This window comes from Arthrobacter sp. TJ-254 (genome assembly GCF_058269175.1).
The window spans coordinates 230,612-256,365 of record NZ_JBZCNF010000001.1 but is presented as its reverse complement, the minus strand read 5'-3'; the positions used below and the strand labels follow the sequence as shown (position 1 = coordinate 256,365).

Genomic DNA, 25,754 nt, shown 5'->3' with positions numbered 1-25,754 from the left:
TGAAGGATGTTACTCGGAGAATACCGCGCAGGACGCGATTTCACCAGAGAGGTAGGCTCCATGCACCTTAATATAGGGCCGCCGGGGCCGTCCGTCGCCCGGGAATTGGCGCAAAAATAAAGTGGTGCGCCGCTACTGGTCGGCGTTTCGGTTGTTGGTGCGCCAGCGGATGCCCGCGTCGATGAAATCGTCGATCTCGCCGTCGAAGACGGCCGAGGTGTTGCCCACCTCGTGCTCCGTCCGAAGGTCCTTGACCATCTGGTACGGGTTGAGCACGTAGGAGCGCATCTGGTCTCCCCACGAGGCCTTCACATCACCGGCGAACGCCTTCTTCTCAGCGTCCTCCTGCTCCTTCTTCAGCAGCAGCAGCCGCGACTGAAGCACCCGCATGGCGGCGGCCCGGTTCTGGATCTGGGATTTTTCGTTCTGCATCGAGACCACAAGCCCGGTCGGGAGGTGGGTCAGGCGGACCGCGGAGTCGGTGGTGTTGACCGACTGGCCGCCCGGGCCCGAGGAGCGGAAGACGTCGACGCGGATGTCGTTGTCGGGAACCTCGATGACGTCTGTCTGTTCGATCAGCGGGATGACCTCGACCGCCGCGAAGGAGGTCTGCCGGCGGCCCTGGTTGTCGAACGGGCTGATGCGCACCAGGCGGTGGGTTCCGGCCTCCACGGAGAGCGTGCCGAACGCGTAGGGCGCCTTGACTTCAAAGGTGGCCGACTTGAGTCCGGCTTCTTCGGCGTAGGAGGTGTCGAGCACCTGTGTCGGGTACCCGTGGCGCTCTGCCCAGCGCAGGTACATGCGCAGCAGCATCTCGGCGAAGTCAGCGGCGTCGACTCCCCCGGCGCCCGAGCGGATGCTCACCACTGCCTCACGCTCGTCGTACTCACCGGCAAGCAGTGTGACGATCTCGAGCTGGTCGAGTGCCTTGCTCAGCGAGGTCAGTTCCTTCTCGGCCTCCGCGAGGGTGTCCTCGTCGTCCTCGGCCTGGCCGAGTTCGACCATGATCTCAAGGTCGTCAATGCGTGACTGGAGGGTTTCGAGCCGCTCCAGGGCCGACTGCCTGTGCGAAAGCTTCGAGGTGATCTTCTGCGCTGCCGCCGGGTCGTCCCAAAGGTCGGGAGCGCCGGCTTCTTCGCTGAGTTCGGCGATGTCCTTACGGATTCCGTCGACGTCGGACACCTGCTCGATTGACGTGTACTTGGCGCGCAGTGCGCGGATCTCTGCGGGAAAATCAGTGGCTGCCATGGTGGTTCTAGCCTACGTCATCAGCGCCGCGGCGGCTCCGGAGCGGGCCGCCCAGGTGGTTCCGGCCGGGCGTGCCGGACCGGAAAATCCCGTTGACAGCACCCTACGGTGGCTTTAGGTTGTAGCCGTTACGCGCCGTTTCCATGGACGCGACGCAGCATCGCCCCACCGGTCTTGTCGCCTTGCAGGCATCGTATGCATTCTTTGGGCAGGACTCGCGAGCAGCACTCCTGCCACGGCCAGGAGCCTGATCATGAAAACCTCAAACAAGCTGTGCCTTCCGCTTCTCATTGCGCTGTCTCTCACCGCCGGGACGGCGTCCGCCGCTGCGGCCCCGGAGGAGGAAGCCCCCGCCCCATGGCCTCCGGAGGACACCGGGGGCCGGTACCTGCCCGTCCCCGACGATTACTACGACCCTATCGAGGTCCAGGCGTGCGGTAGCACCGTCACCATCGCATCCGGAGACGTCCGGGAGGTCCGGTACAAGGCCCGGGTGAAGCAGGACGGATCAACTGTGGTGAAATTCCGGGGTGACTCAACCGTTGACCTGACCCGGGCCTCGGACGGTGCGTTCATCGACGAACTCGACGTCTCAGGGCGGGGCTCCCAGCGCATCTCGGCTGATCAGCGAACCGTTGTCGAATCGTTCAAGGGTCCCTCAATCGTCTATCCCATAAGTCCCGCTGATGCCGCGGCGCTGGCCGAAGAAGGCTTCCCGGAGTTCTTCTACTTCGAGCACGGAAAGCTGTCCCTTGAGCTCGAATTTCACGGAGATCCGACCGCCGTTGGACCAACCTCGGTGGAGGTGCTCATGAACACCGCCATGAACGTCCGCGATGTGTGCGAAATGCTCGATGAGGCGGCGGAACGGGCCTAGTCAGGCAGCCCGCCGCACGCCGGCCGGCCTAGCTCAGGGAGCGTATCGGTCGGCCGGCGGGTTGCGGTTCTTGCCCGCGGGAACGGGCGGCGGTCGTGGCCGGTTGCCGGGGTGACGGTCCTGCTCGCGGGGCTTATCGGCGGTCCTGCCGCCTTCGCCCTTCACCGGTCTCGCCCGAGCCCGCTCCGGCTGTGACAGCCGGGGAATCCCTTCCGCCGGTCGATGAGGCCGCGTTGACAGCACCCAGCGGCGGCCTTAGGTTGTAGCCGTTACGCGCCGTTTCCGCGGCCGCTTCGCAGCATCGCCCCACCGGTCTTGTCGCCTTCCAGGCATCGAATGCATTCTTTGGGCAGGACTCGCGAGAGCAGCACTCCTGCCACGGCCAGGAGCCTGATCATGAAAACCTCGAACAAGCTGTGCCTTCCGCTTCTCATTGCGCTGTCTCTCACCGCCGGGACGGCGTCCGCCGCTGCGACCCCGGAGGAGGAAGCCCCCGCCCCGTGGCCTCCGGAGGATACCGTGGGCCGGTACCTGCCCGTCCCCGACGAGTATTACGAACCTATCGAGATCCAGGCGTGCGGCACCACCGTCATCATGACGACCGGAGACGTGCGGGAGGTCCGGTACAAGGCCCGGGTGAAGCGGGACGGATCATCTGTGGTGAAGTACCGGGGTGATTTCACCGTTGACCTGACCCGGGCCTCGGACGGTGCGTTCATCGACGAACTGGATATCTCCGGAGCGGCATCCGAGCGCGTCTCGGCCGATCAGCGGACCGTTGTCGTATCGCTCAAGGGTCCCTCAATCGTCTATCCGCTAAATCCCGCTCAAGCCGCCGCAATGGCCGAAGATGGTTTCCCGGAGTTCTTCTACTTCGAGCACGGAAAGCTGTCCCTTGAGCTCGAGTTTCGTGGAGATCCGACTGCCGTCCCACCAACCTCGGTGGAGGTTCTCATGGACACCGCCATGAACGTCCGCGACGTGTGCGAAATGCTCGATGAGGCGGCGGAACGGGCCTAGTCAGGCAGCCCGCCGCACGCCGGCCGACTGCCTGACAAGGGCGATGTTCCCCTAGACACGCCTAACAACAGGGGTTCAGCAGGGGAGAATTGTGGCCGTCGGCCCTTCTAGGGTTCGGTCGATGCACCTCGCGTATGCAAACCGTCGATAGTCAGGGGCAGCTCTCACAGGGCATCGGCTGTGCCGACCCTGCGAGCGCGGGGGCCCTCAACCGCCTTGCCCACGCCGGCCGCCTGAACCGTCCCGGAATCGCCATGAAGCCCGGGCGGCTGAAGGAGTCCAGACGGATCCGAAAGTCCGGGCGTGGGAAGAGGTAGTGGCGGACCTGGAGCGGGTCGGGGTTGCCCGCCCGACGGCGTTCGACGTTCCGGCGGCGCTCGGCGGTCTCAAGGTAGGAAGCCAGCTCGGCATTGTGCAGACTGAGGAAGTATTCGGGTGGTTGGTTCAGCATGGGTCTTGCTCCTGCGTCTTTGGTGGATAGAAGGACATGAGCGGGGCTTTCGAGCAGAGCTCGAGTCCCCTGTGGGCATTGGCGAGGAGGTCGGCAACCCTCCACTGGGTGAACGGCAGCCTCTCCCGGGCGGGCTGTGCTTCCCACCCCACCCGGGCGAAGACGGCGAGGGTCACCGTGAGGACGATCAGCAAAGACATTCGTTCTCCTATTCGGGATGGGTGGCTGAGAGCACCGGAATTCAGATCGAGGGAGTGTTGCCGAACGGAATGCTCGGCAGCGTCCCGGCGCTCCACGAAAGATGCGAAGCGGGCGGAAGTCCCACTTCTTTTCCGTCGGAGCGGACCAGCCGCAGGACTCCCCTTCCGGAGAGCGCGACCACAAGTACGCCAAGTACTGCGAGAACAATGAGGAAGTCCATGCATCGATTCTGAAACTTGGGGAGGCGAACAAATAGTGGCAGAAACGACACATTGCATCTGATTTCTGCCATAATGTGGTTGTGCTCACATCCGTTGCTGTCATCGTCCTTCCGGGAGTCGCTCCCTTCGAGTTCGGTGTGGTCTGCGAGGTCTTTGGCATTGACCGCTCCGGCCTTGGCGTCGGCCTGCCGAAGTTCGATCTCCGGTTATGCACACCCATCCCTGGCATGGTGAAGACCGACACCGGGTTCTCCATAGAGGTTCAGGGCGATCTGGCGGCCACGAGGGACGCCGATCTGGTGATCACGCTCCCTACCCACTCCTCAGACCCGTTGCCCACCTCCGTCATTAATGCCCTGCAGAGCGCGGACCGCCGCGGGGCGCGCATCTTCTCCGTGTGCTCCGGAGCGTTCGCCCTTGCCGAGGCGGGGCTGCTCGATGGGCGGAGGGCGACCACGCACTGGGCACACTCCCAGGAGCTCGCCAGCCAGTACCCAAACGTCCGCGTCAATGAAAACGTGCTCTATGTTGAGGACGGCAACATCCTGACGAGCGCCGGCACCGCGTCTGGAATCGATGCAAGCCTCTACCTGATCCGCAGGGAATTCGGGGCAAAGGCCGCGGCCGCCATCGCGCGGGGCATGGTTGTTCCGCCGCACCGCGACGGCGGACAGGCGCAGTACATCGAGCGCCCCATCCCCGTTCAAAGCGAGGACCCGATCGAACAGCTCCTCGCGTGGCTTGACGGACACCTCAACCAGGAATTCTCGGTGCCGGATCTCGCCAGCAAGGTTCACATGTCGGAGCGCACCTTCGCACGGCGCTTCCGGGCGGTCACCGGCGCAACCCCGGCTGCGTGGCTCACCTCCCGCCGGGTGCAGCGCGCGCAGCTACTCCTCGAGGACACGCACCTCAGCATCGACTCGATCGCCCGAGAGAGCGGCTTCGGCCAGTCGGTGCTTCTGCGCCAGCACTTCCACAGGGCGGTGGGAGTCAGCCCGGCCGCGTACCGGCGAACCTTCCACGGGCCAGCCGAGACCTGCTGCACCCGGTCCGACATGTCCGAGCTTGCCGGCGAACCGGCATGAGCCCCGGCCCCTTCCCGTCATCCCTGCTCGGGCTAACCTGGTCGGCCCTCGACGAAACGCCTGAGGCCCTCCAGCGGGTGGTCCCCGGCGGAGAACCCGCTCTCGCCTCGAACCTCCCGGTTGCGCTTCTTGCCCGGGAGTCGGTGGCGGCAGCCTCACTTGCCGCGGCTCTGTGGGCCGACCGGCTCACCCCGAGCAGTGACGGGCGCCCCCGACTGGTGCGCATCGATGGAACCCGGATCGCAACGGCCTTCACCAGCGAACGGCACCTCCGGATCGATGGCCAAAGCCCCGACCTTTGGGCCCCGCTGTCCGGGTTCTGGGAGGCCGAAGACGGCTGGATCAGGACCCACGCCAACTACCCCCACCACCGGGACCGGCTGCTGGCCGCCCTGGCACTGCCTTCCGAGACCGGTCCCGACCAGTTCGCTGCCGGGGTCCGCTCGGCCCCGGCGCGTGAGCTCGAGGAGAGCGTCTACGCAGCGGGCGGAATCGCGGTCGCCGTCCGCACGCCCAGTGAGGGCCTCAGCGACTGGGGCGGCGACCCGGAGGGACCGCCCCTGGTCAAGACCCTGCTCGGCCCCGGAACCGTACGTTTCACCGGTTCGGGGGCCGCTTCACCCGCGGCACCACTGCGCGGGCTGCGGGTGCTCGACCTGACCCGCGTGATCGCCGGACCGGTGGCCGCCCGCACCCTCGCCCTGCTGGGCGCCGACGTCCTGCGCATCGACAGCCCGGCGCTCCCCGAAATGCCGGTTCAACACCTCGACACCGGCATCGGCAAGCGCAGTGCCCTCCTTGACCTTTCGCACGGCGCCGACAACCGGACGTTCCGCGGCCTGCTCCAGGAGGCGCACGTCGTCATCACCGGCTACCGGCCCGGCTCGCTGGACCGTCTCGGCCTGGCACCGGATGACCTTGCGGCGGACCACCCCGGCCTGATCGTCGGGCGGCTGAGCGCCTGGGGAACCACCGGGCCGTGGGCCCACCGCCGCGGGTTCGACAGCATCGTGCAGGCGGCGACCGGCATCGCCGTGCGGGAGTCCCCCGACGGCGTCCGCCCCGGCGCCCTGCCGGCCCAGGCGCTTGATCATGCCGCCGGGTACCTGCTGGCCGCCGCCGTCCTGTCCACGCTGCGGCGCCAGCAGGACGACGGCGGGTCGTGGCTGCTTGAGGCGTCCCTTGCCGGCCTCGCCACGGGGCTGCTGCGCGATGAGCGTCCAACCCCCGCTCCCCTGCCGTCCCACCCGCCGACCCTCACGGCCAGCAGGAACGGCCGCCTCACGGTTGCGCTTCCCGCGCTCGGGTACGACGACGGACCACGAGGGTGGCCCTCCGACCCCAGGCCCTGGGGCGGAGACCAGCCGCAATGGCTCAGCTGATGGTGCCACCCGGCACGTAAATCAGCCAGCCCGCTCATTCCCCCACGCCTGTCGGCGCTGAAGTGGGAGACTGAGTGAATGACCGCAGTGCTGCTTGGCTGGAACCCCTCGTTGTGGGACTGGCACCCCAACTACCCCTCCGCGATCGACGTCGTAAGAGCCACCGGGGTCTTCCGGTCCCGGTGGAATCTCGGCCGCGGCGTTGACGTGCCGGTCGGCGCCGACGCCTGGCTGCTGGTCCAAGGGCACAGTCCGAGGGAACGCGGGCTGATCGGCCACGGCGTCGTCGCATCCGCGCCTTTCGAGGAGGGCCGGGCCGCCGGCCCGGATGATCCGGGCCTGTCGGTCAACGTCGACTTCGACGCCCTGCTCCCCCGCGGTGACCAGATTCCGACGTCGACCCTGCTTGAGCGCGCGCCCGGAGCCGGATGGAGCACGGTGGGTTCGGCACGGCGGATTCCAGAATCGGTCGAGAGGAGCATCAGGACCCTGTGGGCCGAGCACATTCCGGGCGACCTCGACCCGATCCTGCCGCCCCCGGGAACCTATCCAGCCGACGCCCTGACGCGGGTGATGGCCAACCGGTATGAGCGCGACCCCGACGCCCGGCGGGTGTGCCTAGCCCATTTCGGCACCTCGTGCGCAGTATGCGCAATGGACTTCGAGGCGGTGTACGGGCCGGCCGGGCACGGGTACCTGCACGTGCACCACCTCGTTCCGGCGTCAGAGCTGGGTCCGGGGTATGAGCTGGACCCGGTCCAGGACCTCGTGCCCCTGTGCCCCAACTGCCATTCGATGGCCCACCTGGGCTCGCCGGTTCCGTATACGCCGGCCGAACTGCGCCGCATGATGTCGGACTCCGGGTTCCTTCCCGGCACCGCGCTGAGCAAACAGCAGCTCAGATCCCAGGCCGACGCCGCACGGCTTCTGGGCCCCTGACCGCCGGCGCGCCGCCTAACCGCCTGATGTTTCAAGCGCGGCGGCTTTTTCCGCCTGCCGGGAGCACGAGATCAGGACTCCGATCATGGCCAGCAGCGCGATCATTGAGGAGCCGCCGTAGGAGAGGAAGGGCAGCGGGATCCCCACGACCGGGACCAGACCTGTCACGACCGCAATATTGAGCAGTGTCTGGCCCATGATCCAGGCGATTGCCGCACCGCAGACGCAGATGGCGAAGGGATCCTTGGAGAGGCTTGATATCCGGTAGATCGAGAAGGCCAGCGTGCCGAACAGGAAGAGCACCAGCACGGCACCGGCGAACCCGAGTTCCTCCCCAAGCACCGCGAAGATGAAGTCGCTGTGGGCCTCGGGGATCCAGTGGACCTTCTGGCGGCCCTGGCCGAGGCCCATCCCGAACATGCCGCCGCCCGCCAGGGCATAGACGGCCTGGGCTCCCTGGTAGCCGAGCCCCTCGGCGGATCCGTCTCCGGCGGGGTCAAGCCAGACGGAGATGCGGTCCATGCGGTTGGTGCTGGAAGTGACGGCAACATAGGCGGCCGGTACGACGGCGGCGAGGCCGATGATGAACACCTTCAGGCTTGCCCCGGCAAAGAAGTACAGGGCCGCGATGACCAGCGCCAGGATAATGCCGGTGCCGAGATCCTTTCCTGCGATCACCAGGCCCAAGGCGGCAAGTGCGACGGGGAGGACCGGGGTGATCAGGTGCTTCCAGCCGCGCAGGGGTCGGGCGGGATTCGTCAGGGCCGCGGCAGCCCAGAGGATCAGGCTGAGTTTGAGGAACTCCGATGGCTGCACCGTGAAGGAGCCGATGGCAATCCAGTTCCGGTTGCCGTTAACTTCCACGCCCAGCGGGGTGAAGACCAGCAGTGCGAGTGCGAACGATCCAATCAGCATCAGCCGCGAGAGCTTCTTGAAGCGCTCGAAAGGCGTCCTTGCGAAGATCAGCAAGGCAACAAGACCGATCCCGATCCAGATGCTCTGCCTGCGCAGGGTGTCGTAGGGCGAGCTGCCGCGGGATGCCAGCTCGAAGACCGATGCGGAAAGCACCATCATCAAGCCGATGGCCGCAAGCGACATCGTTGTCGCAATCAGCAGGTTCCGGGCGTTGTGGTGGGAGCCGGGCCCTGTCGAGCTGAGGAATTGGACGAGCCGTGAGAGATGCGGAGCCACGATGCTGCGGCGCGGCACGCCCGCAACTGCTGGTCTGACTGCTGTCATAGCGTCCTGCCACCTCGGGTTGACTACTCCGGTCGCGTCGGCGCAGACGCCCTGCGGAAAGAGCCCGCGTTTCCGGGTGGCATGAACCAACACGGCGACGGTACGTCAGGCCGCGGGCGCTTCAGTGGTGGGCACGCACCTGCTCGGTACCTGACTTACGCGCAGAATTACTTGGGTTTTCGCCCCCACCCACGTGGACGCTACGGGGCTTAGGCGGCGCCGACGTGCGGATCACTCCCCACATCGGTGGGCCGGGCACGTCCGCGCTGGCTTGGCAAAGTCGCGCGAGGATACGCCGGACGCAGGATTAGGACGGTTGGTCTGGGACTGTTGGCTTAGGACGGCTGGACGCCGGGAGCGGCGCGCACCAGCAGGTTCGGGTGGGCGACCTTCCATCCCTCGGCAACGCTCGCCGCGAGGTCGGCGTCATCCTCGACCAGGCGGGCCTGTACACCGAAGCCGTCGACGCCGAGCACATACGCGGGACCGTCGCCGCCGCAACCGGCCACCGACTGCCCGTCCTCGTTGTACATGATGAGGCACACCGAACGCTCCGGGTTTTCCTGCAGGTGCGCGAGGTAGTACCTGTTGCCGTTTCGGTCGACCAGCAGGCGGGTGCTGAGCGGGTCGATGGGTGCCCCCGGGGGAAGATCCTGCTCCGGGAGCCGGTCGGTCTCGGTCTGCTCCTCTTGGAAACGGGCGAAACCCACCGGCGCTGCCTCAGTGGTGCATGCGCCGGCGAGCATCGCGGTGCCAAGAGCAAGAGCCAACGCGGGCCTGAGTTTCATGCTGTCCCCCAACAGTCCTTTGTCGGGCCAGCCTACCTGTCTGCCGCAGGGGCACGCGCCGTCCGCGGTGCGCGCCGTCCGCGGTGCGCGCGGGCCCCCTTAACCGCATCCATGCCGATCCTTCCGCGGGCCGGTTTCCCAGCCACGGGAACCACCTCGACCGGAATTGACCCGCTCTTCCCTCGCGGCGCACCATAGCCATATCGGCTTCGACGCTGTGAGGAGCGAGCTGTGAAACATAACGCCGATGAACCGCAGCAGAGCGATTTTCATCCGTGGCCACGTCCTCTCGGCCCAGGGCAGCTTGCGCTCATCCGGAAGTCCTTCGTCGTCGTTCTGCTTGGCGTGGTGGTGGTCGGTGCCTTCAGTACAGACCTGACCTTCGTGCGCGTGATCGTTAACTGCGTGATCGTGTACGTCGTCGTCAAGTGGGCACGGCAATGGTTGTCGGAGAATAAGGAAGGGCCGGGAAGGCCGGGGCCCCAGCCCTAGCCCTAGCCGGGGATCCGCCGGTTCCGAGCGCCACTCACCCGCGCCCTCGGCCACGGTGTCTACGCGAGCGGCTTTTGAAGCACGCCGCGCATTAGGCAAAAACTGCGCAAACCCTGCGGATTATTGACCAAGGATTTCTATTCCTTCGTGGGACTGTTGATGCACGGGCGCGTCTCACGCCCTATCTTTCGCATTTGTAGTTCCACTCTGGGGAAAAAATGATCAAGAAAACCGGCATTATTGCCGCGCTCACTGCAGGCCTCCTTCTCACCGGAATCGGCGTTCCCGCCGAGGCCGGGACCACCTACACCGGGTACCTTCGAAGTGCCGCCCGCGCCCTGCCGGTCGCTTCGGAAAACAACACCGGCTACGACCGCGACCGGTACTTCGGGCAGTGGAAAGACACGAACGGCGACTGCCAGAACACGCGCGCCGAGGTACTGATTCAGGAGAGCAAGGTCGCAACCACCTACACGAGCACGAGGCGCTGCACTGTCGCCAAGGGCCGGTGGGTGACCACCTTTGACAACCGGACCCACACCTCCGCCACGACGGTTCAGATCGATCACATGGTTCCCGTGCACGAGGCGTGGGGATCCGGCGCCCGTTACTGGACTCAGGCGCGGCGGGTCGCGTTTTACAACGACATGGGCGATGGCAGGTCGCTTAACGCCCAGACCAGCGCGCTCAACTCGTCAAAGCAGGCGTCCGGGCCGGAACAGTGGCTGCCGCCGAGCAACCGCTGCTCCTACGTGGCCCAGTGGGTCGCGGTGAAGATCCGGTGGGGCCTCAAGGTTGATCCCAACGAGAAGGCGGCACTGGTTCGTTGGGCCGACGCCTGCGCCAATGTCACCCTGAAAGTCACGCGCGCGTAGAAATGCCACTTAGAGCGGCCCCGGCTCCTTGAGCCGGGGCCGCTCTCTTTTGGATCCATGGTCCGAAAGGCTCCGATTTCGGGAATACACGGTCCCGCGCCAGGAATGGCGAGCCCTGCGAGGTCTCCGGGAGCCAAATCTGACCACTCAGGCGTCATTTCCGCGAACATGAGCTGTTCCCGGTCTTCGACGTGGTCAAGTCCCACAACATGGCCCAGGGCTTTGTGGAGGATCACAGTACGAACCAGCTTGTCGTCACCGGCCGCGACCATGGAGGTCGAGCCACCAGACGGTGTCGGAGCGGGCGTCCCGGCGCTCCACCGCCTTTCGTCCGCCATAATCAGGCGCATGTAAATCTCTGCTAGAAATCTGCGGGAGCTCATCCAGATACAAGACGACCCGGACGGACATTTTGAGGTCGTTGGTGAAGGTGACGGGGAGCGCTTCCAATACCACCTCGCCCCACCGAACAAGGGAGTCTTCGAATTTCAGCTACCCCTCCGCGAGCTTGCCGAACAGGTCAATGCCACATACCCAAGAGGTGCCGCCGGCTCCGGCGTCTCACCGCTTGGCCTCTTCGCCATCCACGTTTGGGAAGCGGCACTGACGGCGAAGGAAGGCGAGAGGTTCATGGAACTCGTCTCGTACGGAGTGCGTACCTATAAACCCGGTTCCCGCGGGCATTCCCGCGTCGGCCGGTGATGCTCACAGGTCACTGCGGCGGCCTGAGCAGAGCCGATGCGTGAGGATGTCACCGGGCTGGGGCAGAATGGGCGCATGTGCGGACGGTTTGTGATCGCTGGGAACAAGGCGGCAATGCTCGACGCGTTCAGCGTCGACGAGTCTTTTCAGGATGAGGTGAACCCATCTTGGAATGTGGCGCCCATGACGGGCATCCCGTTTGTCTCAGAGCGCCTGCGGGACGGAACGCTCACCCGCCGGCTGGACATTGCGAAATGGGGTCTGGTGCCGGTATGGGCGAAGGATCCGAAGATCGGTTCGAAGATGATCAACGCCCGCGCCGAGACCGTCGTCGAGAAGCCGTCGTTCCGGCAGGCGGCCGCCAAGCGGCGGGCACTGGTGCCGGCGAACGGGTACTACGAGTGGGCCAAGAATCCGGACGGGACCAAGACGCCCACGTACCTTCACCCGGAGAACGAGGACGACTTGATCGCCTTCGCCGCCCTGTTCGAGTACTGGCCGGACCCGGCGAAGCCTGAGGACGATCCGGAGAAGTGGCTGACCACGGCCACCATTATGACCACGGACGCCACAGACGCCCTCGGGCACATCCACGACCGGTCCCCGCTGATCGTGCCTCCAGACCTTTACGCGGACTGGCTGAATCCGGCGACGACGTCGAAACAGGACGTGCAGTCGCTCATTGACTCGATCCCGCCGCCGGTCCTTGTTCCCCGGGTTGTCGGCAAGGAGGTGGGATCGGTGCGCAACGACGGACCCCACCTCATCCGGCCGGCTGAATAGGGAACCCGGGTCAGCCGCCAGGTGCTTCACGGCAGGGACCCCGGCGAACTTCACACCTTGGCGAGTCTGGCGCGCAGTGCGGCGTTCTCTGCTTCAAGTGCGTCGATGCGGCGGCGCACGGGGTCAATGACCTCTTCAAGTTCAGCCAGCGTGTATTTGGGCGTGATGTGCTGGGGGCAGTTCCAGTCAAACGCTTCGACGTCCACGATGACGGCGCGTTCCACGACGCCGCCGTAGCCCTCAACGGCCAGGGCCTTGAGCATTTCCGGGTCCTCGTCCCGCGTGATGATCCGCGCGTTTCCGAAAAGCTTCAGTCGGTTCAGATTCGCGTAGTCAACGGCGATGATCGAGACCTTGCCCGTCGAAGCCATGTTTCCGGTGCTCACGTACTGAAGGTTGCCCCGGAAATCGGCCCAGCCGATCGTGTGGTTATCGAGGACCTTGATGAAGCCGGGCGGGCCACCGCGGAACTGCACGTAGGGCCACCCCGTCTCCCCAACACTGGCAAGGTACATCCCGTCCCGTTCTTCGAGGTAGGTCTGCTCCCGCGGCCCCAGCGGGTCGGACCCGGGCGCCGCCAACGCCTTGTCTGCCTTGGCGCCATAAAAGTCGCCGCTCCCGTGGCGCTCCTGGGCCTGCCGGACCGCCGGGGTGAATGCTATGCCCGCGTAATGCTTGCTCATGGTTGGGTCCTTCGACTCATGGTTGGGTTCTTGTGCTCATGGTTGCGCCCCGGGCTGATAGCCGGCGAGCCGCGACCGTGAGTGGGGAAGGACTCGGATGCGCCGTGGCACTGCCGAAAAGCGCTTCCACCGGTGCTGGCGCGGTAATCGATGCCGACAGCCCCGCCTCTCCCACGCCCGCTGAGGGTGGGAGAAACGGGGCCGCAGCCAGTCGTGCCGGCGGTTACAGGGACTCGGCGATGATGGTCGTCAGGTCGACGAGCCTGTTGGAGAAGCCCCATTCGTTGTCGTACCACGCGACAACCTTGACCTGGTTTCCCACGGCCTTTGTCAGGCCGGAGTCGAAGATGGCCGATGATGGGTCTCCGACGATGTCCGAGGAAACGATCGGGTCTTCGGTGTAGCTCAGGTAGGGGCTCAGCGGTCCGGTTTCAGCGGCAGCCTTGAATGCAGCGTTGACCTCCTCGGCGGTCACTTCGCGGCTCAGGGTCACGGTGAGATCGGTGGCGGAGCCCGTCGGGACGGGGACCCGGATGGCGTAGCCGTCGAGTTTGCCCTTGAGCTCGGGGAGGACGAGACCGATTGCCTTGGCCGCCCCGGTGGAGGTGGGCACGAGGTTGACTCCTGCTGCGCGGGCCCTGCGCAGGTCCTTGTGCGGTCCGTCCTGCAGGTTCTGGTCCGCAGTGTAACCGTGGACCGTGGTCATCAGCCCGCGCTCGATTCCGAACGCGTCATTGAGCACCTTGGCTACCGGCCCCAGGGAGTTGGTGGTGCAGGAGGCGTTCGAGATGATGCTGTGCCGCGCCGAGTCATAGTCCTTGTCGTTGACGCCCAGCACGACGGTCAGGTCCTCACCGCTGGCGGGCGCGGAGACAAGGACCTTCTTTGCTCCGGCGTCCAAGTGCTTGCGGGCGTCGGCTGCGTTGGTGAAGAATCCGGTCGATTCGATGACGATGTCCACGCCGAGGTCCTTCCACGGCAGCTTCGCTGGATCGCGTTCAGCCAGAACCTTGATCGTCCGGTTTCCCACGACCAGGTTGCCGGCCTCGACCGTGACGCTGGCGTTAAGCCGGCCTCCTACGGAGTCGTACTTGAGCAGATGCGCGAGGGTAGCCGGGTCGGTGAGGTCATTGACCGCCACAATCTCGAAGTCAGCGTCCCGCTCGAGCGCGGCTCGGAAGTAGCTTCGCCCGATTCGGCCGAATCCGTTGATGCCAATGCGTACTGTCATGATGACTCCTTCTGTCCCCGGGCAGGGACTTCTTCCTTGGGGTTGATGGACATTTGGGGAGGTCTGGAAGGCAGGAACCCGGGTCCTGCGGGCAGGCAGGCCGGGCCCTTTGCGTTGTGGTTTCTGAAGTTATGAGGTCAGCGCCAGGTGCGGGTCGGGGCTGATCGCCTGGGTAGAAAGCGCGGCTCTCGGGAGCTACCGCACCAATTACAGCACCGTTAGTACACTAATTATTCCGCGTGATGTTCCGCTCCGCGCGAAGTGGCACTGGTGGCTCATCGTGAGCACCGGATGGAGCGCCGGCAGGTAGGCATCGATGAGCTGGCTGATGCCCGGACCAATCGGCGATCCAATGACCAGGGCTGTAGGCACTTCCGCAGCCCTGGGAACCCGGGAAAAAGCCAGTGGGTTCCCTAGGCGCGAGGCGTGGATGAGGTAGCGAGACTTTTGGGCATCAACCGACCACACCGGTCGGTGCTAGGAAGGAGATCTTCATGAACGCCGAATTTCCGGAGCCGGACACCGGACAAAGCCCCGGCAGGGAGTCGACCCCACCCCGCGCCCGGCGCTGGTACGCACGGCGCGCGCTGAGCATCATTGCGCTGCTTGGCGCCTGCATCGCCCTGCTTGGCGCCTGGATGACGCCCGCCTTCTCCGTCCCCGGCTCCGCCGAGCAGCAATCGGGCACCGGAACGGGCAACCCGACCGAGCCGGCAATGCCGACGATCGTGTTCGTGCACGGCGCGTGGGCCGACAACAGCGGCTTTGCCGCGTCCATCACCGATCTTCAGGACCAGGGCTACCGCGTCATTGGAGCGTCGAATCCGCTGCGCCATCTCACGACCGATTCGGCGTATGTCGCGGCGCTGCTGGCCACCATCGAAGGCCCGATCGTCCTTGTGGGGCACTCGTACGGCGGCGCCGTGATCTCCAACGCGGCGTACGGCAACGAGCAGGTCAAAGCCCTGGTGTACATCAACGGCTGGGTGCCCGATGAGGGCGAGAGCGTGCTCCAACTCGCCCAGCTGAATGAGGGCAGCCTGGTCCCCGAGGCTCTGGTGCCGGTTCCCTCAACGAACCCCGACGGAACCGAGGTCGTTGACCTGTACCTGGACCCGGAGAAGTTCCGCGAAGCCTTCGCCGCCGATGTCGACGAGGAGACCGCCGCCGTTTTGGCGGCTACGCAGCGGCCGTTCGCCGAAGCGGCTTTCGGTGCGCCGTCCGGACCGGTCGCCTGGAAGACCATCCCGTCCTGGTACCTGCTGGGCACCGAGGACAAGGCCATTCCCCCGGCCACCCAGCGTTACATGGCCGAACGGGCAGGCTCCACGATCACCGAGGTGGAGGCATCCCATGTGTCGATGATTTCCCAACCGGAGGCCACGACCGAGATCATCCTCGATGCCGTGCATGCGACGACCGGCGAACACCACCACTAGGCAACAGCTCAGGCATCGACCGGAACACTGAATCGGGTGGCGGCTCGCTGTCACCCGGTTCCCCCGTCAAGCGGTTCCACCCGCTGAACCCGGCAGTTACTACCCGGAATTCATCAAGGGAGCCGGCACCCCTCGGATACTGCGCGCCCATCCGCCGCCTCTACGCCCGGGAGGGTGTGACCTTGCGCAGCGGGCTGGTGATCCAGACAGCCAGGACGGCGGCGACTACGGTGAAGACGAGGATGAGCCAGGCGTCAGGCAGGGTCGGCGGGATTCCGAGGGAAGCGGCGCTGATCAGCACGATCGCCGATGCGCCGACGGCGGCAGCGGGGGCGCGGAGCGCCGGGGCCCGGCGTTCAGCGAGGCCGTGCAACGCCAGTCCCGTGATTGTGCACACGAAGCCGACGACGAGACCCGCACCCAATCCGAACAGTGCAGCGAAGAGGACCAGTCCCGGCGCGGCGGGCAGCGGCATGAAGAGGGTTCCACTGATCGTCCCCAGTGCCCCGCCGGCGCCCACTCCCCTGAGGAGGACTCCAAGACCGGGTCCTGCAGGTCCATCCTCGCCGGCTGTTTCACGGATCAACATGGGCTGAGAATACCTCCCGGTCGGCTGAGGGTTGGTCGTGCCGATCCGTCGTCCGTGCGGAGGGAATCATGCCCCCGGCTCTGATCCTGCGCTCGTCATTCCTGCTTCATGGCGGCGATCTGAATGAGGTTTCCCACCGTGTCGTCAAGGACTGCCGTGGTGACCGGGCCACTTTCCGTCGGCGGCTGCGTGAACACCACGTCCAGGGCCCGGAGCCTCTCGTATTCGGCGTTGACGTCGTCGACGGCGAAGGAGGTGAAGGGGATCCCGTCCTCAGCAAGCGCCTGTTTGAACGGCAGGACGGCGGGGTGGTCCGATGGCTCAAGCGAAAGCTGAGTTCCCGTTGGATCCTCCGGCGAAACGAGCGTGATCCACCGGTATTCGCCGACGGGGATGTCTGATGCCACCTCGAACCCCAGTTTGCTGGTGTAAAAATCCAGGGCGGCAGCTTGATCATCGACGAAGACGGTTGTGAGGTTGATTTTCACGGGAACTCCTTCACGGGCCAGCGCTCGGCGATCTGCGCGAGCGGCGTTGTGTCGAGCGTATGGAACTTGTACCTGCCGCGGCGCTCGCTATGGACAAGCCCTGCTTCCTCGAGCACGCCTAGGTGTTGCGAGATCGCCTGTCGTGAAGCGCCGAGTCCGTGCTTCATGGCGAGCCGGGTACAGATTTCGAAAAGGGTTTGGTCGCCCCGTTCGAGAAGTTCATCAAGAATGGCGCGGCGGGTTTCGTCGGCAAGTGCCTTGAAAACATCGCTCATGGGGCGAGCATAGGCAAGCAGTTGCTTGCATGTCAATGGATCACAGAGGTGCTGCTATTGAGAATCGAGCTCGGCAGGCCACCGCCAGATGAGCCAGCCACAGGCCGGGGGGCTTTTGACCTTGCTGACTCCGTGGCAGATAGCCCGTCTGACTGCGTCAGGGAAGGCTTCCACTCCACCGCCGCATGCAGGGTCACTGCAGGAGTGTTCCTGAGACGCCTGCCCACGCGATAACCCGGGGGGGGGGAACAGTCATCTTCATGTCGGTGCGCCGCGGTCTGGTTGGTGCACCAATGAGGAACCCGCCGTCGCGTCCAATCGACAACTTCCACCCCGAAACAGGGCAGCGGAGCCACCGTCCCTGCGGCTTTTGAAAAGCCGCAGCCGACCAGCGGGGAATGTTCGTCACAATCGAGGCTTCCCAAGGTCTTCGGATGCACTCTGGGCATGCAGTCTTGATTAGGAACCAGGCACACGCACGGATCCGCTTAACGGACATTCGCCGAATTGTGGAATCTAGTCCGTGAGCCTTTCGGTTTCCCGGAGGAAGCGTCCGTGCCGTCGGAAGTCCCGGACCAGGCTGTACACGAACGCGACCACGAGAAGCACCATGGGGATGGTCCACCACGGCCCGGGGCCGTACCCGAAAACAGTCACGGCGCATGCCACGTACAGGAGCCCGGTGGCGTTACTCCAGCGTTGCTGCACGGCGGCGGCCCGGGCAACGTTCAGGTGGTCTCGGTCGACGGGATCCCGGCCGGTGATCTGGCGCATCATGGCCTTCGTGTCGGACGCGTTGAGCGCGATCAGGACATCGCCCCAGCCCAGTTCCACCCGGGGTGCCATCCGCTTCTTCTTGTAGATCCACCCGCCGATCCAGCAACCGATGACCATCACGAGCACGCCGACGTCAAGGTGCCGGGTCCAATGATCCCACCCGCCGCCGAACAGCAAGTGAGAGAGGAAGGCCCCCAGCACCATGAGGAGCGGCACCCCGACGGGCAGGTGCCGGGTGTAGTAGGCCCGCAGGGCCTCACCGATGCCGTTATCCCGCACATCGGCAGCCCGCCGTTCGGCCGCCACCCAGTGGCTGGGCCGCTCCCCCTTTTTGCCCCCTGGTTCAGTGCGCATTGTCGCAGCCCAGACCGGAGGTCTCGGTCTCCCGGAGGAACCGGCCCTGCCGGCGGAATTCGCGCATGAGGAAGGAAATGGTCACCAGCAGGATTAGGGTCACGGCGGCAGCCGTCCACCACAGGTCCTGCGAAACGATAAGGAACAGGTAGAACGGCGCAACCAGCAGGAAGGTCGCTGTCTGCTTTCGCATCTGCACAGCCGCGGCCCGCACCACCGTCAGGTGTTCCTGGTCCGGGGGCTCCTTGCCTGCGATCTGCCGCCTCACCGAAGCCCGGTCGGCCTTGTTGAGCGCGACCATTACGTCTGCCCTGCCCAGGTCCACTGAGGGCTTGACCCGCTTGGTGTTGTAAACGAATCCGCCGATCATGCAGCCGGTGGCCATCAGGAACACGCCGATCCGAAGGTGCTCCAACCAAGAGGCCTGCCCCCGCCACAGCAGATAGGAAACCCCGGCTCCCAGGACGAGAAGCAGCAAGGCCAGAGCGGGGAAATACCGGGTGTAGTAGATCCGGACCGCCTCACCCATGCCATTGTCCCGGGTGCCCGCCGCCCACCGCTCAGCCGTCACCCAGCGGCTGGGTGGTTCCTCGCTCTTGCCTGTCTCCGCCACTTATCCCCCATGGTTCAGTGCCTTTGCAGGGGCTCAGTCTTGCACGGGATGGTTCCTCGGTCGCTGAACACGGTGAACTTGAACCGGCTGCGGAACGATTCGACTCCTGTGCGCGGCGCCGGCGGGAAACAATTTTCCAAAGGCATCAACGCATACAATTCCGCCCTGGCCGCCGGAGGCAAACGCCGCCACGGGCATGCGCGGACCCATCGGCATCCCAGCCGGTTCGGAGAGCCCTGCGATGGCCTTGATCTCGGCGGTGATCTTGGCGACGGCACGGTCGACGCAGCCCATATGGGTCTCCGCGTTGAAGGCCTTCTCGAACAAGGCGGCATCAAAGCCGTCATCTGCCGGAGCGGGCACAGGGGTCTCAGAACTCTGGTAGTCGCTCATGCCGGTTTTGTGTGGGGCAAGGGGGGGTCCTCCGTCCCCAATGGCGCCGTGGGGCGCACTCCCCTAAATGGGTGGTTTCGCCCAAGTCCATCCAGGGGTAGCGGCACCAGGTGAGGTTATGAAGCCGCAACGACCTCGACGATCGCGTGTCGCTTGGTCTCCTCGGCGAAGGGCTTGGACCGGACCAGGATTCCGTAGGTGCCCGGCGGGAAGTCCACTTCGAGGCGGATCATCACGGAGTAGCGGCCGTTGGCGTCGGCGAAGACGGTCGGGATGTCGAAGGCTTCGCTGTCGGTCTGCCACCTGCCAAACGAGATTTCAATCTCGGTTCCGGGCGCGTAGCCGTCCCCGACGACAAACCAGGATGTTCCCGTCTTGCGCTCAACACGGACGGGCTCCGGCCCCGGGACCGGTGCCAGATCCGGGTAGTTCCACACGTGGGGTGAATGGGGTGCCGGAACGAACGGCGGGAACGTTCCGGCAGGCTTCGATGCGACCGGGACGACAGGGGCCGGCTGGGGTGCCTCGGGGATGACGGGCGCCGGGAGGGGCGCTTCAGGCACCAAGGCGGGATCCGCCACGACCGGTGCAGGCCCAGGCAGCGCCGGTGCCGGCGATGGGGCGGCCGTCGGCTTCGAGGTGGCGGGTGCTGCCTTGGTGGGTGCCGGTTTCGGGGTCGCGAAAGGCGAGCTGGATACGCTGGCCGAAGGTCGCGGTGTGGGTGCTTCGGCAGGTCCTGACGCTGCCGGGGCGGTGCATCCTGCGAGCAGCATGGCTGCGACGGAGAGTGCGAGGATGGATGGCTTGTTCATGGTCGTTCTTTCATCTGGAAGGGTGGCGCTTTGAATCAGTCCTGGGCGCCGGGAAAGGCGGCAGGCTGGGCTCATCGAAACCGGGATCGGGGCGCTTTCTGGCCTCCGCACGATGTGCGTCACCCGCATCCGGATGCCCCCACAAACCGGATGATGAGACGGACTGTACAGCCACGAAGCTCCGTCGAAGACGGGTTCTGATTACGGTCCCGCAACGCTTTTCCGAGCAGCGCCCAGAACGGTCCCCGGGCGCTCGGATAAAGGCTCGTCGACCGGCAGCCCGAAGATCTGACGCGTCTGCCTCGGGCCGCTGAACCCCCTGACCGCCGTCACGGCAGCGTCCTTCCGACTGGACCAAGGCTCCACCTGCGGGGACCCGAAGTTGTACGTCCCCGCCTCCACCTTCGCGATATCCCTGCGGGCCAGAGTGATCGTCGCCTGCTCCCACTGGAAATCCCCGGTGAGAGCAGGTCGATGAGGCTGTCCTTCACCGGCCGGTGATGCTGTGGTCGTACCCGGTCTCGGTACGGGCACCCCGGGGCATTCCGTGCGTCTCGCAGTAGGCGCGGGTTACCGGACGGTTCGGCTCCCTGTCGGGGTGCTTGGCGACCGCTTGCAGGCGCCGTAGTGCCGCCGGCCGCTTCGGTCCACGTTGGGGTCCCCGCCGGGCTTGCTTTGGAGGAACTGAAGTGCCGGCTTCGCGAGGGCCCGCTCGATCACCTGGATGGCGGCTTCACTTTTGGTGATCCGCAGCTACAGGCCCCTCCCGGCGTGGAGGTGCTCGAGTCTTATGCCTCGCGAAGCCGCACTTCCGGCAGGAGCCGCGCAGGCGTAGCATCAGCCCCATCATCCTCAGAGCGGGCGGAGAAGTCCGTGGAATCCAGGACCCTTCGATTGATTGCATCCGCGGTGACCGTCTTGGCCGCGGTCACTTTGTCGGGCTGTGACGGAGATGAGCCTGACCCTCCCCGCGAGCCGGATCCCACAGCATGGTCAACACCGACCTTCGCCCCGCCTTCGGCGACACCGACAATCGATCCAGCGGCCATTGAAAGGCTCCTTGCGCAGCTGAGGTCAGAGCCGCCGGAGACATGCCCGGAGTGGGCTCCAGGGTACGAGAATGCCGGGTACAGCGGGCTCGGGCCTGATGAGGCCGAGGTGTATTCGGAGGTACTGGTCTGCGCGGGTCCGGCGGACACGTTCCTCACGAACAAGAGTGACGGGGTGTGGGTCTTTGATAGCTCAGTGACCGAGATGAGAATTCTTGAGTACGGCACCCATTCCGAGTTTTTCCGGACCTCTGGGGTTGCGGTATCGGGCCTCCTGTACATGGTTCCCGGGGACTCGGTGGACATCCCCGACGGGGCGGTTCTCAGTTGGACCCCCGACCCTCAGTTGACCGCAGCCTGGGCAGTGCAGGAGTTTGGGATTGATTATGCGGCCAGCTACGGCGCGAAGTACCTCGACCGGACCATCAAACAGCAGACCGGGCATTCCCGCGCCATCGCCCGGTGCATGCTCTCCGCAGCGCAGGCATCACATGCGGCAAGCGAACTCGATGAAACGAGCGAACTGGTCGACCAGCTCCAGGTGGGCCTGAAGGCGACCGGGGCTGGCACCTGCTGGCCGGCGATGCAGGAAGCGGACAACGCCGCTCAGGCGGCCGACGACGTCCCACCGGTCAAGACCAGCTGGAATACGCACGTCAACGGCTTTTCAGGACAGGTCGACAACGGGCTTCAGATTGGGAAATACCTCAACTTTGCCTTCGCCTGCAAGATCATCCCGCGGTGCGGGTAACGGCTGACCTCAACGATGCGAGGGCGCGTTCTGGACAACCTAGCCGAGACGTCCGCGGACGATCTCGCTGACCGCCTTGCCGTCGAAGCGGCCCGCCACCTCGGCGGTGACGGGCTTCATGACAGCCCCCATCTGGCGCATCGTTGGTTCCTGGCCGTCCGCCTTCAGCGCGGCGATGACCTTGTCGACAATGGCTTCGACGTCGGCCGCGGTCAGGGCCTCAGGCAGGTACGCCTCGATGACCTCAGCTTCGGCGATCTCCGCGGCGGCGCGCTCGGCCTCCCCCGCCTCGGTGTAGATGCGGGCGGTGTCGCGGCGCTTCGCCGCTTCCTTTTGAAGCAGGGAGGTCACCTGGGCGTCGTCGAGCTCGACGGGCGTCTTGCCGGACTTCTCGCGGGTGGAGATTTCACCGAGCACATTGCGCACGGTGGTCAGCTTCAGCCGGTCCCCGGCCTTCATGTGGGTGATCACGTCGGCCTTGAGGCGTTCTTTCAGGGTGGTCATTGTGCTCCTCGCTTTATGGTCGGTGCGCCGGCACCGGGTTCGATGGGTGGGGCGGGAGGTTTCCGCCTGCCCCGGAGCCCTCCCGCAGTGCCGCGTTCCACCCGGTGACCGCCTGGCTCATGGTTCCATTCTGCACCGTTAGCTGGCACCGACGTCCGGCCGCCGAGGAATAGTTGGCCGCCGCAACCAACTCCTCGATAGGGTGTCGCAATAATCCGGCGAGAGGGGACACCATGTCTAAGGGAGATGTCGAGACCTTCCACGAGCACGGCCTGTGGATGAATCGGCGCGAGGTCATTGATGACAAGCCGTGGGGCCTGCGGGACACCAAGGAAGAGGCAGCAGCGATCGGCAGGGGTGTGGCCAAGGCGGAAAAGGTCGAACACATCGTCCGGAACCTCGACGGGACTATCGACGAACGGACCTCCTACGGACACGACGCACGCCGTGTCCGGGGCTGACGGAATCCCGAGCCGGCTGCAGCCGCCCATAAAGCTGGCGCTGGCAAAGCCCGTCGCTTCAATCCCGGAACCGGGCGCGCTTCCGGGCGGGTGCCTTTACGAACCCAAATGGGACGGCTACCGCATAGCGATCATCCGCGAGGAGGACGGCACCGAGCTGTGGTCAAGGAACGGCAACAACCTCACCTCTTACTTCCCTGACCTGGCGCTCATCGCCGACGACCTCCTTCCGCCGGGCTGCATCATCGACGGCGAAGCGGTCATTTGGAACAACGACCGGCTCGACTTCGGCGCCCTCCAGGCACGGGTCGGTGCCTCAAAGCGGAACCTCGCCCGGGTGGTTCAGGACCTGCCTGCCCACTTCACCGCGTTCGACCTGCTCTGCGTCGCCGGCCGGGACGCTCGAAAACTCCCCCTGAGCAGCCGGCGTGAACTACTCGAGGAACTCGCCGCGGATTGGGCGCCGCCGATGACCCTCTCCCCCGCCACCCGGGACCCGGACCTGGCGCGGACCTGGTTCGAGACGATGCCCGCCACCGGTATTGAGGGCCTGGTCATCAAGGGCGCCGGCACCGCGTACGACGGCGGCGAGCGCCAGTGGCTCAAGGTCAAGCACCGCGACACCCTCGATCTGGTGTGCGGGGCGGTCACCGGGCCGATCAGCCGTCCCGCGACGATCATCGCAGGGCTCATGCTCGACGGCGACCTGACCATTGTTGGAAGAACCGTCCCGCTCTCCGCAGACGCTTCCAAAATCTTGGGCCGGATGCTCGCCCCGGCCGAGGCCGGTCACCCGTGGCCGGAGGAGTTCATGTCGGCGTCGATGTCCCGCTTCAATGCCGCCAACGGACCCACCCGGCTGACGCTCGTGCGGCCGGTGGTGATGGAGGTCACCGCTGACGCCGCGTTCTCGGGGACTTCCTTCCGGCACCCGCTGCGCTTCGTGCGCCTGCGCCCCGAGCTCAGTCCCGACGAGGTGGACATCCCGGCCCGCTTCGGGCGGTGAGATTCGATTGATCCCGTCAGTGGGCTCCGGTGTGCCCTTGTAGGGGCGGTCCAACGCGCCTACCGTTGAGGGAAAGACCGATTCTTTTGGAGTGCATTCATGGCAGAACTACGCATCGAGCAGTGGTGGCTCCTTCTGGACGTCACCCACAAGGAATGGTTCCGCGAGAATCTCGGGGCATCGGAGATCGATCCTGACGCCGCCAGTGCCGTCAGTGCGGTCGGTGGCCCCAATCTCGAAGGGACTACCCTTTCTTCCGGTGACTGGGACTTCATCGAAACCCAGTCGGAGTTTGTGGACTGAGCGCTGTTACACCGCTTCTCCACACCTGACTGCATTGTCGGGCTAGCCCGCGCATGCAGGACCAGATGCCGGCCGGCGCACCTCACGTGCGCTCTTCAATGCTCGTTCGAAGAACGTTCATACCGTGTCTGGAGCGGTCAGCGGGTGAGTTCGGATCGGGCGTTGGCGGTGACCGCAATGGGGACGCCGTCGGGGACCAGGATGCTCACCATGGGCGGGTGCACGACGGCGGTCAGTACCACCTGCGCGGTCCTGCCGTCGGACGTGCCCGTCCCCGGCCCGACCTGCAGGCCGTGAAAGCGCGCCGACGCCGACGTCTGCTCCAAGTATCCGCGCACCGCCGTCTCCACGGTGCCCTGTTCCAAGACCGGCGCGGTCCCGCCACCGTGACCGGTGCCGATCGTGAAGGAATCGGCGGCGGCGAGGGCGGCGCCGTCGGCGACGGACAGCAGCCTCTTGTGCCCCAGGTACACCGATGTGGCGGAGAGGACCACCGACAGAACGAGCAGGGACACCAGAAGGTATCCGATGATCAGCACTCCCACCTGGCCATCTTCACCGCGCAGGCGGGACGGAAACCGCGGCCGACCTGGTGTTCCCCCTTCCCAAGACGGCTTCATCCGAACCGCTGCACAATCTGAGTCGCCGAGGAGTCGACGGTGGCCGCCGAGGCGTTGGTTCCGGGCATTGTGGGAATCAGGGGAAGGGGCACCTCCAGGTGCACCGTCGCTGTGGCGCTCGACCCGGGTGAAAGGCATTCACCCGCACAGGTGATGTGGATGCGGGACTGGTCCGGGGTGAAGCCGAAATCGGCCAGCGCCGTCAGTGCCGCCTGCCGCGCGTTTCCCTCACCCTCCTCGGTGCTGTCGGCCTCAACGAATACCTTCGCCGCGTGGTCCGCGGCACCGATGACGGCGAACGACCCGGCCTGTAACTGAGCGGCGGTGAGGATTACATAGACGACGGGTACGAGCAGGAGCAGCCCCAGGAAGGTGAACTCGAGAACTGCGCTTCCCTCCTGCTTCCCTGCCGCGTCGAGCAGGCGCCGGTATGTCCCGCGCGCTGTTCCGCGTTCAGGACGGGAGCACCGCATGGCCCGATACTTCCAGCGTCCCCGTCGGACCGATGAGTCCAATCACGGGCAGCGGGGCGCGCACGACGACCTCGACCGTGGCTGCACCACCGACGGTGCGGCGGCGCACTGATACGTCCCCGGCGAAGTCGTCGGTCAGCGCCGTGGAGATCAGTGACACCGTACGCTCTTTCGCATCTCCGGGCGTCCGGTCCGCCAGGGCTCCGTACCGAGCTCCGGACGACGCAGCATCGATCAGTGTGTTCCGGACGTGCAGAACCAGCGTCAGCTGAACGATGGCGACGAAAATCACGGTCAACAGTCCGCCGATCAAGGCGAAATCAATCACGGCCGCCCCGCACTCGCCGCTTCCCCGTCGGGTCCGCCGGCTCCGACCGTGGATTCGATCCATTTAGGGAGCGACCTGGCTGATCGCCGATTCGAAGAGTCCCTGGAGTGCCGGCCCCGCAACCGCAAGCAGCCCCGCCACGAGGACCGCCGACATGAGGGTGATCATCACCCACCCCGGGACATCGCCGCGTTCCGGATTATCCTCCCCGGTGCGGGCGAACAGCGCTGCGAGCCGGGCAATGAAGACCGCCCCGTGTCGTCCGAATGGTTCTAGCATGTCCGTTCCTTTCCCTGGGG

At 65.5% G+C, this 25,754-nt stretch carries 33 protein-coding genes; 13 read left to right on the top strand and 20 right to left on the bottom strand.

Going from position 1 to position 25,754, the window contains the following annotated elements; all coding sequences use genetic code 11:
• Positions 1-132: 132 nt before the first annotated feature.
• On the bottom strand, positions 133-1,248 hold the full coding sequence (gene prfB / locus AC4D14_RS01180; RefSeq protein ID WP_490899750.1) for a peptide chain release factor 2: 1,116 nt from the start codon (positions 1,246-1,248) through the stop codon (positions 133-135).
• Between the two features lie 253 nt (positions 1,249-1,501).
• Here prfB and AC4D14_RS01175 point away from each other — a divergent pair, with 253 nt between their 5' ends.
• Both AC4D14_RS01175 and AC4D14_RS01170 read left to right on the top strand, forming a co-directional pair.
• On the top strand, positions 1,502-2,125 hold the full coding sequence (locus tag AC4D14_RS01175) for a hypothetical protein (RefSeq protein ID WP_490899749.1): 624 nt from the start codon (positions 1,502-1,504) through the stop codon (positions 2,123-2,125).
• 396 nt (positions 2,126-2,521) lie between these two features.
• Complete coding sequence (locus AC4D14_RS01170) at positions 2,522-3,145, top strand: hypothetical protein (RefSeq protein WP_490899748.1); 624 nt, start codon at positions 2,522-2,524, stop codon at positions 3,143-3,145.
• Positions 3,146-3,296: 151 nt separating this feature from the next.
• Here AC4D14_RS01170 and AC4D14_RS01165 read toward each other — a convergent pair whose 3' ends face one another.
• The 3 genes from AC4D14_RS01165 to AC4D14_RS01155 are packed head-to-tail and all read right to left on the bottom strand — an operon-like array spanning position 3,297 to position 4,017.
• Complete coding sequence (locus AC4D14_RS01165; RefSeq protein WP_490899747.1) at positions 3,297-3,596, bottom strand: hypothetical protein; 300 nt, start codon at positions 3,594-3,596, stop codon at positions 3,297-3,299.
• Positions 3,590-3,796, bottom strand: a complete 207-nt coding sequence (locus tag AC4D14_RS01160) for a hypothetical protein (protein WP_490899746.1) — start codon at positions 3,794-3,796, stop codon at positions 3,590-3,592. Before AC4D14_RS01160 ends, AC4D14_RS01165 begins: the two co-directional genes overlap by 7 nt.
• A 41-nt stretch (positions 3,797-3,837) precedes the next feature.
• Positions 3,838-4,017 carry a hypothetical protein gene (locus AC4D14_RS01155; protein ID WP_490899745.1) on the bottom strand — a complete coding sequence of 60 codons (180 nt, stop codon included), beginning with the start codon at positions 4,015-4,017 and terminating at the stop codon, positions 3,838-3,840.
• 81 nt (positions 4,018-4,098) lie between these two features.
• Between AC4D14_RS01155 and AC4D14_RS01150 the strand changes: the two genes are divergently transcribed.
• The 3 genes from AC4D14_RS01150 (at position 4,099) to AC4D14_RS01140 (ending at position 7,427) form a co-directional block, all read left to right on the top strand.
• Entirely contained in the window at positions 4,099-5,106 is a 1,008-nt protein-coding gene (locus AC4D14_RS01150) for a GlxA family transcriptional regulator (RefSeq protein WP_490899744.1), read from the top strand.
• Positions 5,103-6,488 (top strand): CoA transferase, encoded by a 1,386-nt coding sequence (locus AC4D14_RS01145; protein WP_490899743.1) that lies wholly within the window; start codon positions 5,103-5,105, stop codon positions 6,486-6,488. Before AC4D14_RS01150 ends, AC4D14_RS01145 begins: the two co-directional genes overlap by 4 nt.
• 78 nt (positions 6,489-6,566) lie before the next feature.
• Entirely contained in the window at positions 6,567-7,427 is an 861-nt protein-coding gene (locus AC4D14_RS01140) for an HNH endonuclease (RefSeq protein WP_490899742.1), read from the top strand.
• Between the two features lie 15 nt (positions 7,428-7,442).
• On the opposite strand, the gene ftsW is transcribed toward AC4D14_RS01140, so the two are convergent.
• Both ftsW and AC4D14_RS01130 read right to left on the bottom strand, forming a co-directional pair.
• Positions 7,443-8,666 (bottom strand): putative lipid II flippase FtsW, encoded by a 1,224-nt coding sequence (gene ftsW / locus AC4D14_RS01135; protein ID WP_490899741.1) that lies wholly within the window; start codon positions 8,664-8,666, stop codon positions 7,443-7,445.
• Positions 8,667-9,001: 335 nt separating this feature from the next.
• On the bottom strand, positions 9,002-9,454 hold the full coding sequence (locus tag AC4D14_RS01130) for a hypothetical protein (protein WP_490899740.1): 453 nt from the start codon (positions 9,452-9,454) through the stop codon (positions 9,002-9,004).
• A gap of 231 nt (positions 9,455-9,685) precedes the next feature.
• Between AC4D14_RS01130 and AC4D14_RS01125 the strand changes: the two genes are divergently transcribed.
• The 3 genes from AC4D14_RS01125 to AC4D14_RS01115 all read left to right on the top strand — a co-directional run bounded on the left by AC4D14_RS01125 (position 9,686) and on the right by AC4D14_RS01115 (position 12,306).
• Positions 9,686-9,946 (top strand): hypothetical protein, encoded by a 261-nt coding sequence (locus tag AC4D14_RS01125; RefSeq protein WP_490899739.1) that lies wholly within the window; start codon positions 9,686-9,688, stop codon positions 9,944-9,946.
• Positions 9,947-10,164: 218 nt separating this feature from the next.
• The gene (locus tag AC4D14_RS01120; RefSeq protein ID WP_490899738.1) at positions 10,165-10,821 is read left to right on the top strand and encodes an HNH endonuclease family protein; all 657 of its coding nucleotides are present in this window, start codon (positions 10,165-10,167) and stop codon (positions 10,819-10,821) included.
• A 777-nt stretch (positions 10,822-11,598) separates the two neighbouring features.
• Positions 11,599-12,306, top strand: coding sequence for an SOS response-associated peptidase (locus tag AC4D14_RS01115; RefSeq protein ID WP_490899736.1), 708 nt, complete (start codon positions 11,599-11,601; stop codon positions 12,304-12,306).
• 50 nt (positions 12,307-12,356) lie between these two features.
• Here AC4D14_RS01115 and AC4D14_RS01110 read toward each other — a convergent pair whose 3' ends face one another.
• Together AC4D14_RS01110 and gap are read right to left on the bottom strand one after the other, a co-directional pair.
• On the bottom strand, positions 12,357-12,989 hold the full coding sequence (locus AC4D14_RS01110; RefSeq protein ID WP_490899735.1) for a pyridoxamine 5'-phosphate oxidase family protein: 633 nt from the start codon (positions 12,987-12,989) through the stop codon (positions 12,357-12,359).
• A 223-nt stretch (positions 12,990-13,212) separates the two neighbouring features.
• Complete coding sequence (gap, locus tag AC4D14_RS01105; protein WP_490899734.1) at positions 13,213-14,220, bottom strand: type I glyceraldehyde-3-phosphate dehydrogenase; 1,008 nt, start codon at positions 14,218-14,220, stop codon at positions 13,213-13,215.
• Positions 14,221-14,714: 494 nt separating this feature from the next.
• Between gap and AC4D14_RS01100 the strand changes: the two genes are divergently transcribed.
• The gene (locus tag AC4D14_RS01100) at positions 14,715-15,659 is read left to right on the top strand and encodes an alpha/beta fold hydrolase (protein ID WP_490899733.1); all 945 of its coding nucleotides are present in this window, start codon (positions 14,715-14,717) and stop codon (positions 15,657-15,659) included.
• A 160-nt stretch (positions 15,660-15,819) separates the two neighbouring features.
• Here AC4D14_RS01100 and AC4D14_RS01095 read toward each other — a convergent pair whose 3' ends face one another.
• From AC4D14_RS01095 to AC4D14_RS01065, 7 genes are all read right to left on the bottom strand, one after another.
• Positions 15,820-16,248, bottom strand: a complete 429-nt coding sequence (locus AC4D14_RS01095; RefSeq protein ID WP_490899732.1) for a hypothetical protein — start codon at positions 16,246-16,248, stop codon at positions 15,820-15,822.
• Between the two features lie 95 nt (positions 16,249-16,343).
• The gene (locus AC4D14_RS01090) at positions 16,344-16,736 is read right to left on the bottom strand and encodes a VOC family protein (RefSeq protein WP_490899731.1); all 393 of its coding nucleotides are present in this window, start codon (positions 16,734-16,736) and stop codon (positions 16,344-16,346) included.
• Positions 16,733-17,011 (bottom strand): ArsR/SmtB family transcription factor, encoded by a 279-nt coding sequence (locus tag AC4D14_RS01085; protein ID WP_490899730.1) that lies wholly within the window; start codon positions 17,009-17,011, stop codon positions 16,733-16,735. Before AC4D14_RS01085 ends, AC4D14_RS01090 begins: the two co-directional genes overlap by 4 nt.
• Positions 17,012-17,527: 516 nt before the next feature.
• Positions 17,528-18,142: a hypothetical protein gene (locus tag AC4D14_RS01080; RefSeq protein WP_490899729.1), complete on the bottom strand. Its 615-nt coding sequence runs from the start codon at positions 18,140-18,142 to the stop codon at positions 17,528-17,530.
• Positions 18,132-18,755: a hypothetical protein gene (locus tag AC4D14_RS01075; RefSeq protein WP_490899728.1), complete on the bottom strand. Its 624-nt coding sequence runs from the start codon at positions 18,753-18,755 to the stop codon at positions 18,132-18,134. The genes AC4D14_RS01080 and AC4D14_RS01075 overlap by 11 nt, the downstream gene beginning before the upstream one ends.
• 33 nt (positions 18,756-18,788) lie before the next feature.
• Positions 18,789-19,148, bottom strand: coding sequence for a hypothetical protein (locus tag AC4D14_RS01070; RefSeq protein ID WP_490899727.1), 360 nt, complete (start codon positions 19,146-19,148; stop codon positions 18,789-18,791).
• Between the two features lie 116 nt (positions 19,149-19,264).
• Positions 19,265-19,960 (bottom strand): hypothetical protein, encoded by a 696-nt coding sequence (locus AC4D14_RS01065; protein WP_490899726.1) that lies wholly within the window; start codon positions 19,958-19,960, stop codon positions 19,265-19,267.
• Positions 19,961-21,205: 1,245 nt separating this feature from the next.
• Between AC4D14_RS01065 and AC4D14_RS01060 the strand changes: the two genes are divergently transcribed.
• On the top strand, positions 21,206-21,760 hold the full coding sequence (locus AC4D14_RS01060) for a hypothetical protein (protein WP_490899725.1): 555 nt from the start codon (positions 21,206-21,208) through the stop codon (positions 21,758-21,760).
• A gap of 39 nt (positions 21,761-21,799) precedes the next feature.
• Here AC4D14_RS01060 and AC4D14_RS01055 read toward each other — a convergent pair whose 3' ends face one another.
• The gene (locus tag AC4D14_RS01055; protein WP_490899724.1) at positions 21,800-22,264 is read right to left on the bottom strand and encodes a GatB/YqeY domain-containing protein; all 465 of its coding nucleotides are present in this window, start codon (positions 22,262-22,264) and stop codon (positions 21,800-21,802) included.
• A 233-nt stretch (positions 22,265-22,497) separates the two neighbouring features.
• Between AC4D14_RS01055 and AC4D14_RS01050 the strand changes: the two genes are divergently transcribed.
• From AC4D14_RS01050 to AC4D14_RS01040, 3 genes are all read left to right on the top strand, one after another.
• Positions 22,498-22,725 (top strand): DUF2188 domain-containing protein, encoded by a 228-nt coding sequence (locus AC4D14_RS01050; RefSeq protein ID WP_490899722.1) that lies wholly within the window; start codon positions 22,498-22,500, stop codon positions 22,723-22,725.
• A complete protein-coding gene (locus tag AC4D14_RS01045) occupies positions 22,712-23,731 on the top strand; it encodes an ATP-dependent DNA ligase (protein WP_490899721.1) in 1,020 nt (339 codons plus the stop codon). The genes AC4D14_RS01050 and AC4D14_RS01045 overlap by 14 nt, the downstream gene beginning before the upstream one ends.
• 99 nt (positions 23,732-23,830) lie before the next feature.
• Positions 23,831-24,034: a hypothetical protein gene (locus AC4D14_RS01040; RefSeq protein WP_490899720.1), complete on the top strand. Its 204-nt coding sequence runs from the start codon at positions 23,831-23,833 to the stop codon at positions 24,032-24,034.
• 137 nt (positions 24,035-24,171) lie between these two features.
• On the opposite strand, the gene AC4D14_RS01035 is transcribed toward AC4D14_RS01040, so the two are convergent.
• From AC4D14_RS01035 to AC4D14_RS01020, 4 genes are all read right to left on the bottom strand, one after another.
• Positions 24,172-24,579 carry a pilus assembly protein TadG-related protein gene (locus tag AC4D14_RS01035; RefSeq protein WP_490899719.1) on the bottom strand — a complete coding sequence of 136 codons (408 nt, stop codon included), beginning with the start codon at positions 24,577-24,579 and terminating at the stop codon, positions 24,172-24,174.
• Between the two features lie 71 nt (positions 24,580-24,650).
• Positions 24,651-25,127, bottom strand: coding sequence for a hypothetical protein (locus tag AC4D14_RS01030; protein WP_490899718.1), 477 nt, complete (start codon positions 25,125-25,127; stop codon positions 24,651-24,653).
• The gene (locus tag AC4D14_RS01025) at positions 25,108-25,518 is read right to left on the bottom strand and encodes a TadE/TadG family type IV pilus assembly protein (protein WP_490899717.1); all 411 of its coding nucleotides are present in this window, start codon (positions 25,516-25,518) and stop codon (positions 25,108-25,110) included. Before AC4D14_RS01025 ends, AC4D14_RS01030 begins: the two co-directional genes overlap by 20 nt.
• The gene (locus tag AC4D14_RS01020; protein ID WP_490899716.1) at positions 25,519-25,734 is read right to left on the bottom strand and encodes a hypothetical protein; all 216 of its coding nucleotides are present in this window, start codon (positions 25,732-25,734) and stop codon (positions 25,519-25,521) included.
• Positions 25,735-25,754: the final 20 nt, after the last annotated feature.

Bases quoted from the DNA above. Each gene is read 5' to 3' on its own strand.
- AC4D14_RS01140 (WP_490899742.1), top strand. From the start codon at position 6,567: ATGACCGCAGTGCTGCTTGGCTGGAACCCCTCGTTGTGGGACTGGCAC.
- AC4D14_RS01155 (WP_490899745.1), bottom strand. From the start codon at position 4,017: ATGGACTTCCTCATTGTTCTCGCAGTACTTGGCGTACTTGTGGTCGCG.
- AC4D14_RS01165 (WP_490899747.1), bottom strand. From the start codon at position 3,596: ATGCTGAACCAACCACCCGAATACTTCCTCAGTCTGCACAATGCCGAG.
- AC4D14_RS01095 (WP_490899732.1), bottom strand. From the start codon at position 16,248: ATGTTGATCCGTGAAACAGCCGGCGAGGATGGACCTGCAGGACCCGGT.
- AC4D14_RS01025 (WP_490899717.1), bottom strand. From the start codon at position 25,518: ATGGATCGAATCCACGGTCGGAGCCGGCGGACCCGACGGGGAAGCGGC.
- AC4D14_RS01110 (WP_490899735.1), bottom strand. From the start codon at position 12,989: ATGAGCAAGCATTACGCGGGCATAGCATTCACCCCGGCGGTCCGGCAG.
- AC4D14_RS01050 (WP_490899722.1), top strand. From the start codon at position 22,498: ATGTCTAAGGGAGATGTCGAGACCTTCCACGAGCACGGCCTGTGGATG.
- AC4D14_RS01120 (WP_490899738.1), top strand. From the start codon at position 10,165: ATGATCAAGAAAACCGGCATTATTGCCGCGCTCACTGCAGGCCTCCTT.
- AC4D14_RS01080 (WP_490899729.1), bottom strand. From the start codon at position 18,142: ATGCGCACTGAACCAGGGGGCAAAAAGGGGGAGCGGCCCAGCCACTGG.
- AC4D14_RS01160 (WP_490899746.1), bottom strand. From the start codon at position 3,796: ATGTCTTTGCTGATCGTCCTCACGGTGACCCTCGCCGTCTTCGCCCGG.
- prfB (WP_490899750.1), bottom strand. From the start codon at position 1,248: ATGGCAGCCACTGATTTTCCCGCAGAGATCCGCGCACTGCGCGCCAAG.
- AC4D14_RS01115 (WP_490899736.1), top strand. From the start codon at position 11,599: ATGTGCGGACGGTTTGTGATCGCTGGGAACAAGGCGGCAATGCTCGAC.
- gap (WP_490899734.1), bottom strand. From the start codon at position 14,220: ATGACAGTACGCATTGGCATCAACGGATTCGGCCGAATCGGGCGAAGC.
- AC4D14_RS01065 (WP_490899726.1), bottom strand. From the start codon at position 19,960: ATGAACAAGCCATCCATCCTCGCACTCTCCGTCGCAGCCATGCTGCTC.
- AC4D14_RS01030 (WP_490899718.1), bottom strand. From the start codon at position 25,127: ATGCGGTGCTCCCGTCCTGAACGCGGAACAGCGCGCGGGACATACCGG.
- AC4D14_RS01055 (WP_490899724.1), bottom strand. From the start codon at position 22,264: ATGACCACCCTGAAAGAACGCCTCAAGGCCGACGTGATCACCCACATG.
- AC4D14_RS01100 (WP_490899733.1), top strand. From the start codon at position 14,715: ATGAACGCCGAATTTCCGGAGCCGGACACCGGACAAAGCCCCGGCAGG.
- AC4D14_RS01085 (WP_490899730.1), bottom strand. From the start codon at position 17,011: ATGAGCGATGTTTTCAAGGCACTTGCCGACGAAACCCGCCGCGCCATT.
- ftsW (WP_490899741.1), bottom strand. From the start codon at position 8,666: ATGACAGCAGTCAGACCAGCAGTTGCGGGCGTGCCGCGCCGCAGCATC.
- AC4D14_RS01040 (WP_490899720.1), top strand. From the start codon at position 23,831: ATGGCAGAACTACGCATCGAGCAGTGGTGGCTCCTTCTGGACGTCACC.
- AC4D14_RS01145 (WP_490899743.1), top strand. From the start codon at position 5,103: ATGAGCCCCGGCCCCTTCCCGTCATCCCTGCTCGGGCTAACCTGGTCG.
- AC4D14_RS01070 (WP_490899727.1), bottom strand. From the start codon at position 19,148: ATGAGCGACTACCAGAGTTCTGAGACCCCTGTGCCCGCTCCGGCAGAT.
- AC4D14_RS01020 (WP_490899716.1), bottom strand. From the start codon at position 25,734: ATGCTAGAACCATTCGGACGACACGGGGCGGTCTTCATTGCCCGGCTC.
- AC4D14_RS01170 (WP_490899748.1), top strand. From the start codon at position 2,522: ATGAAAACCTCGAACAAGCTGTGCCTTCCGCTTCTCATTGCGCTGTCT.
- AC4D14_RS01175 (WP_490899749.1), top strand. From the start codon at position 1,502: ATGAAAACCTCAAACAAGCTGTGCCTTCCGCTTCTCATTGCGCTGTCT.
- AC4D14_RS01130 (WP_490899740.1), bottom strand. From the start codon at position 9,454: ATGAAACTCAGGCCCGCGTTGGCTCTTGCTCTTGGCACCGCGATGCTC.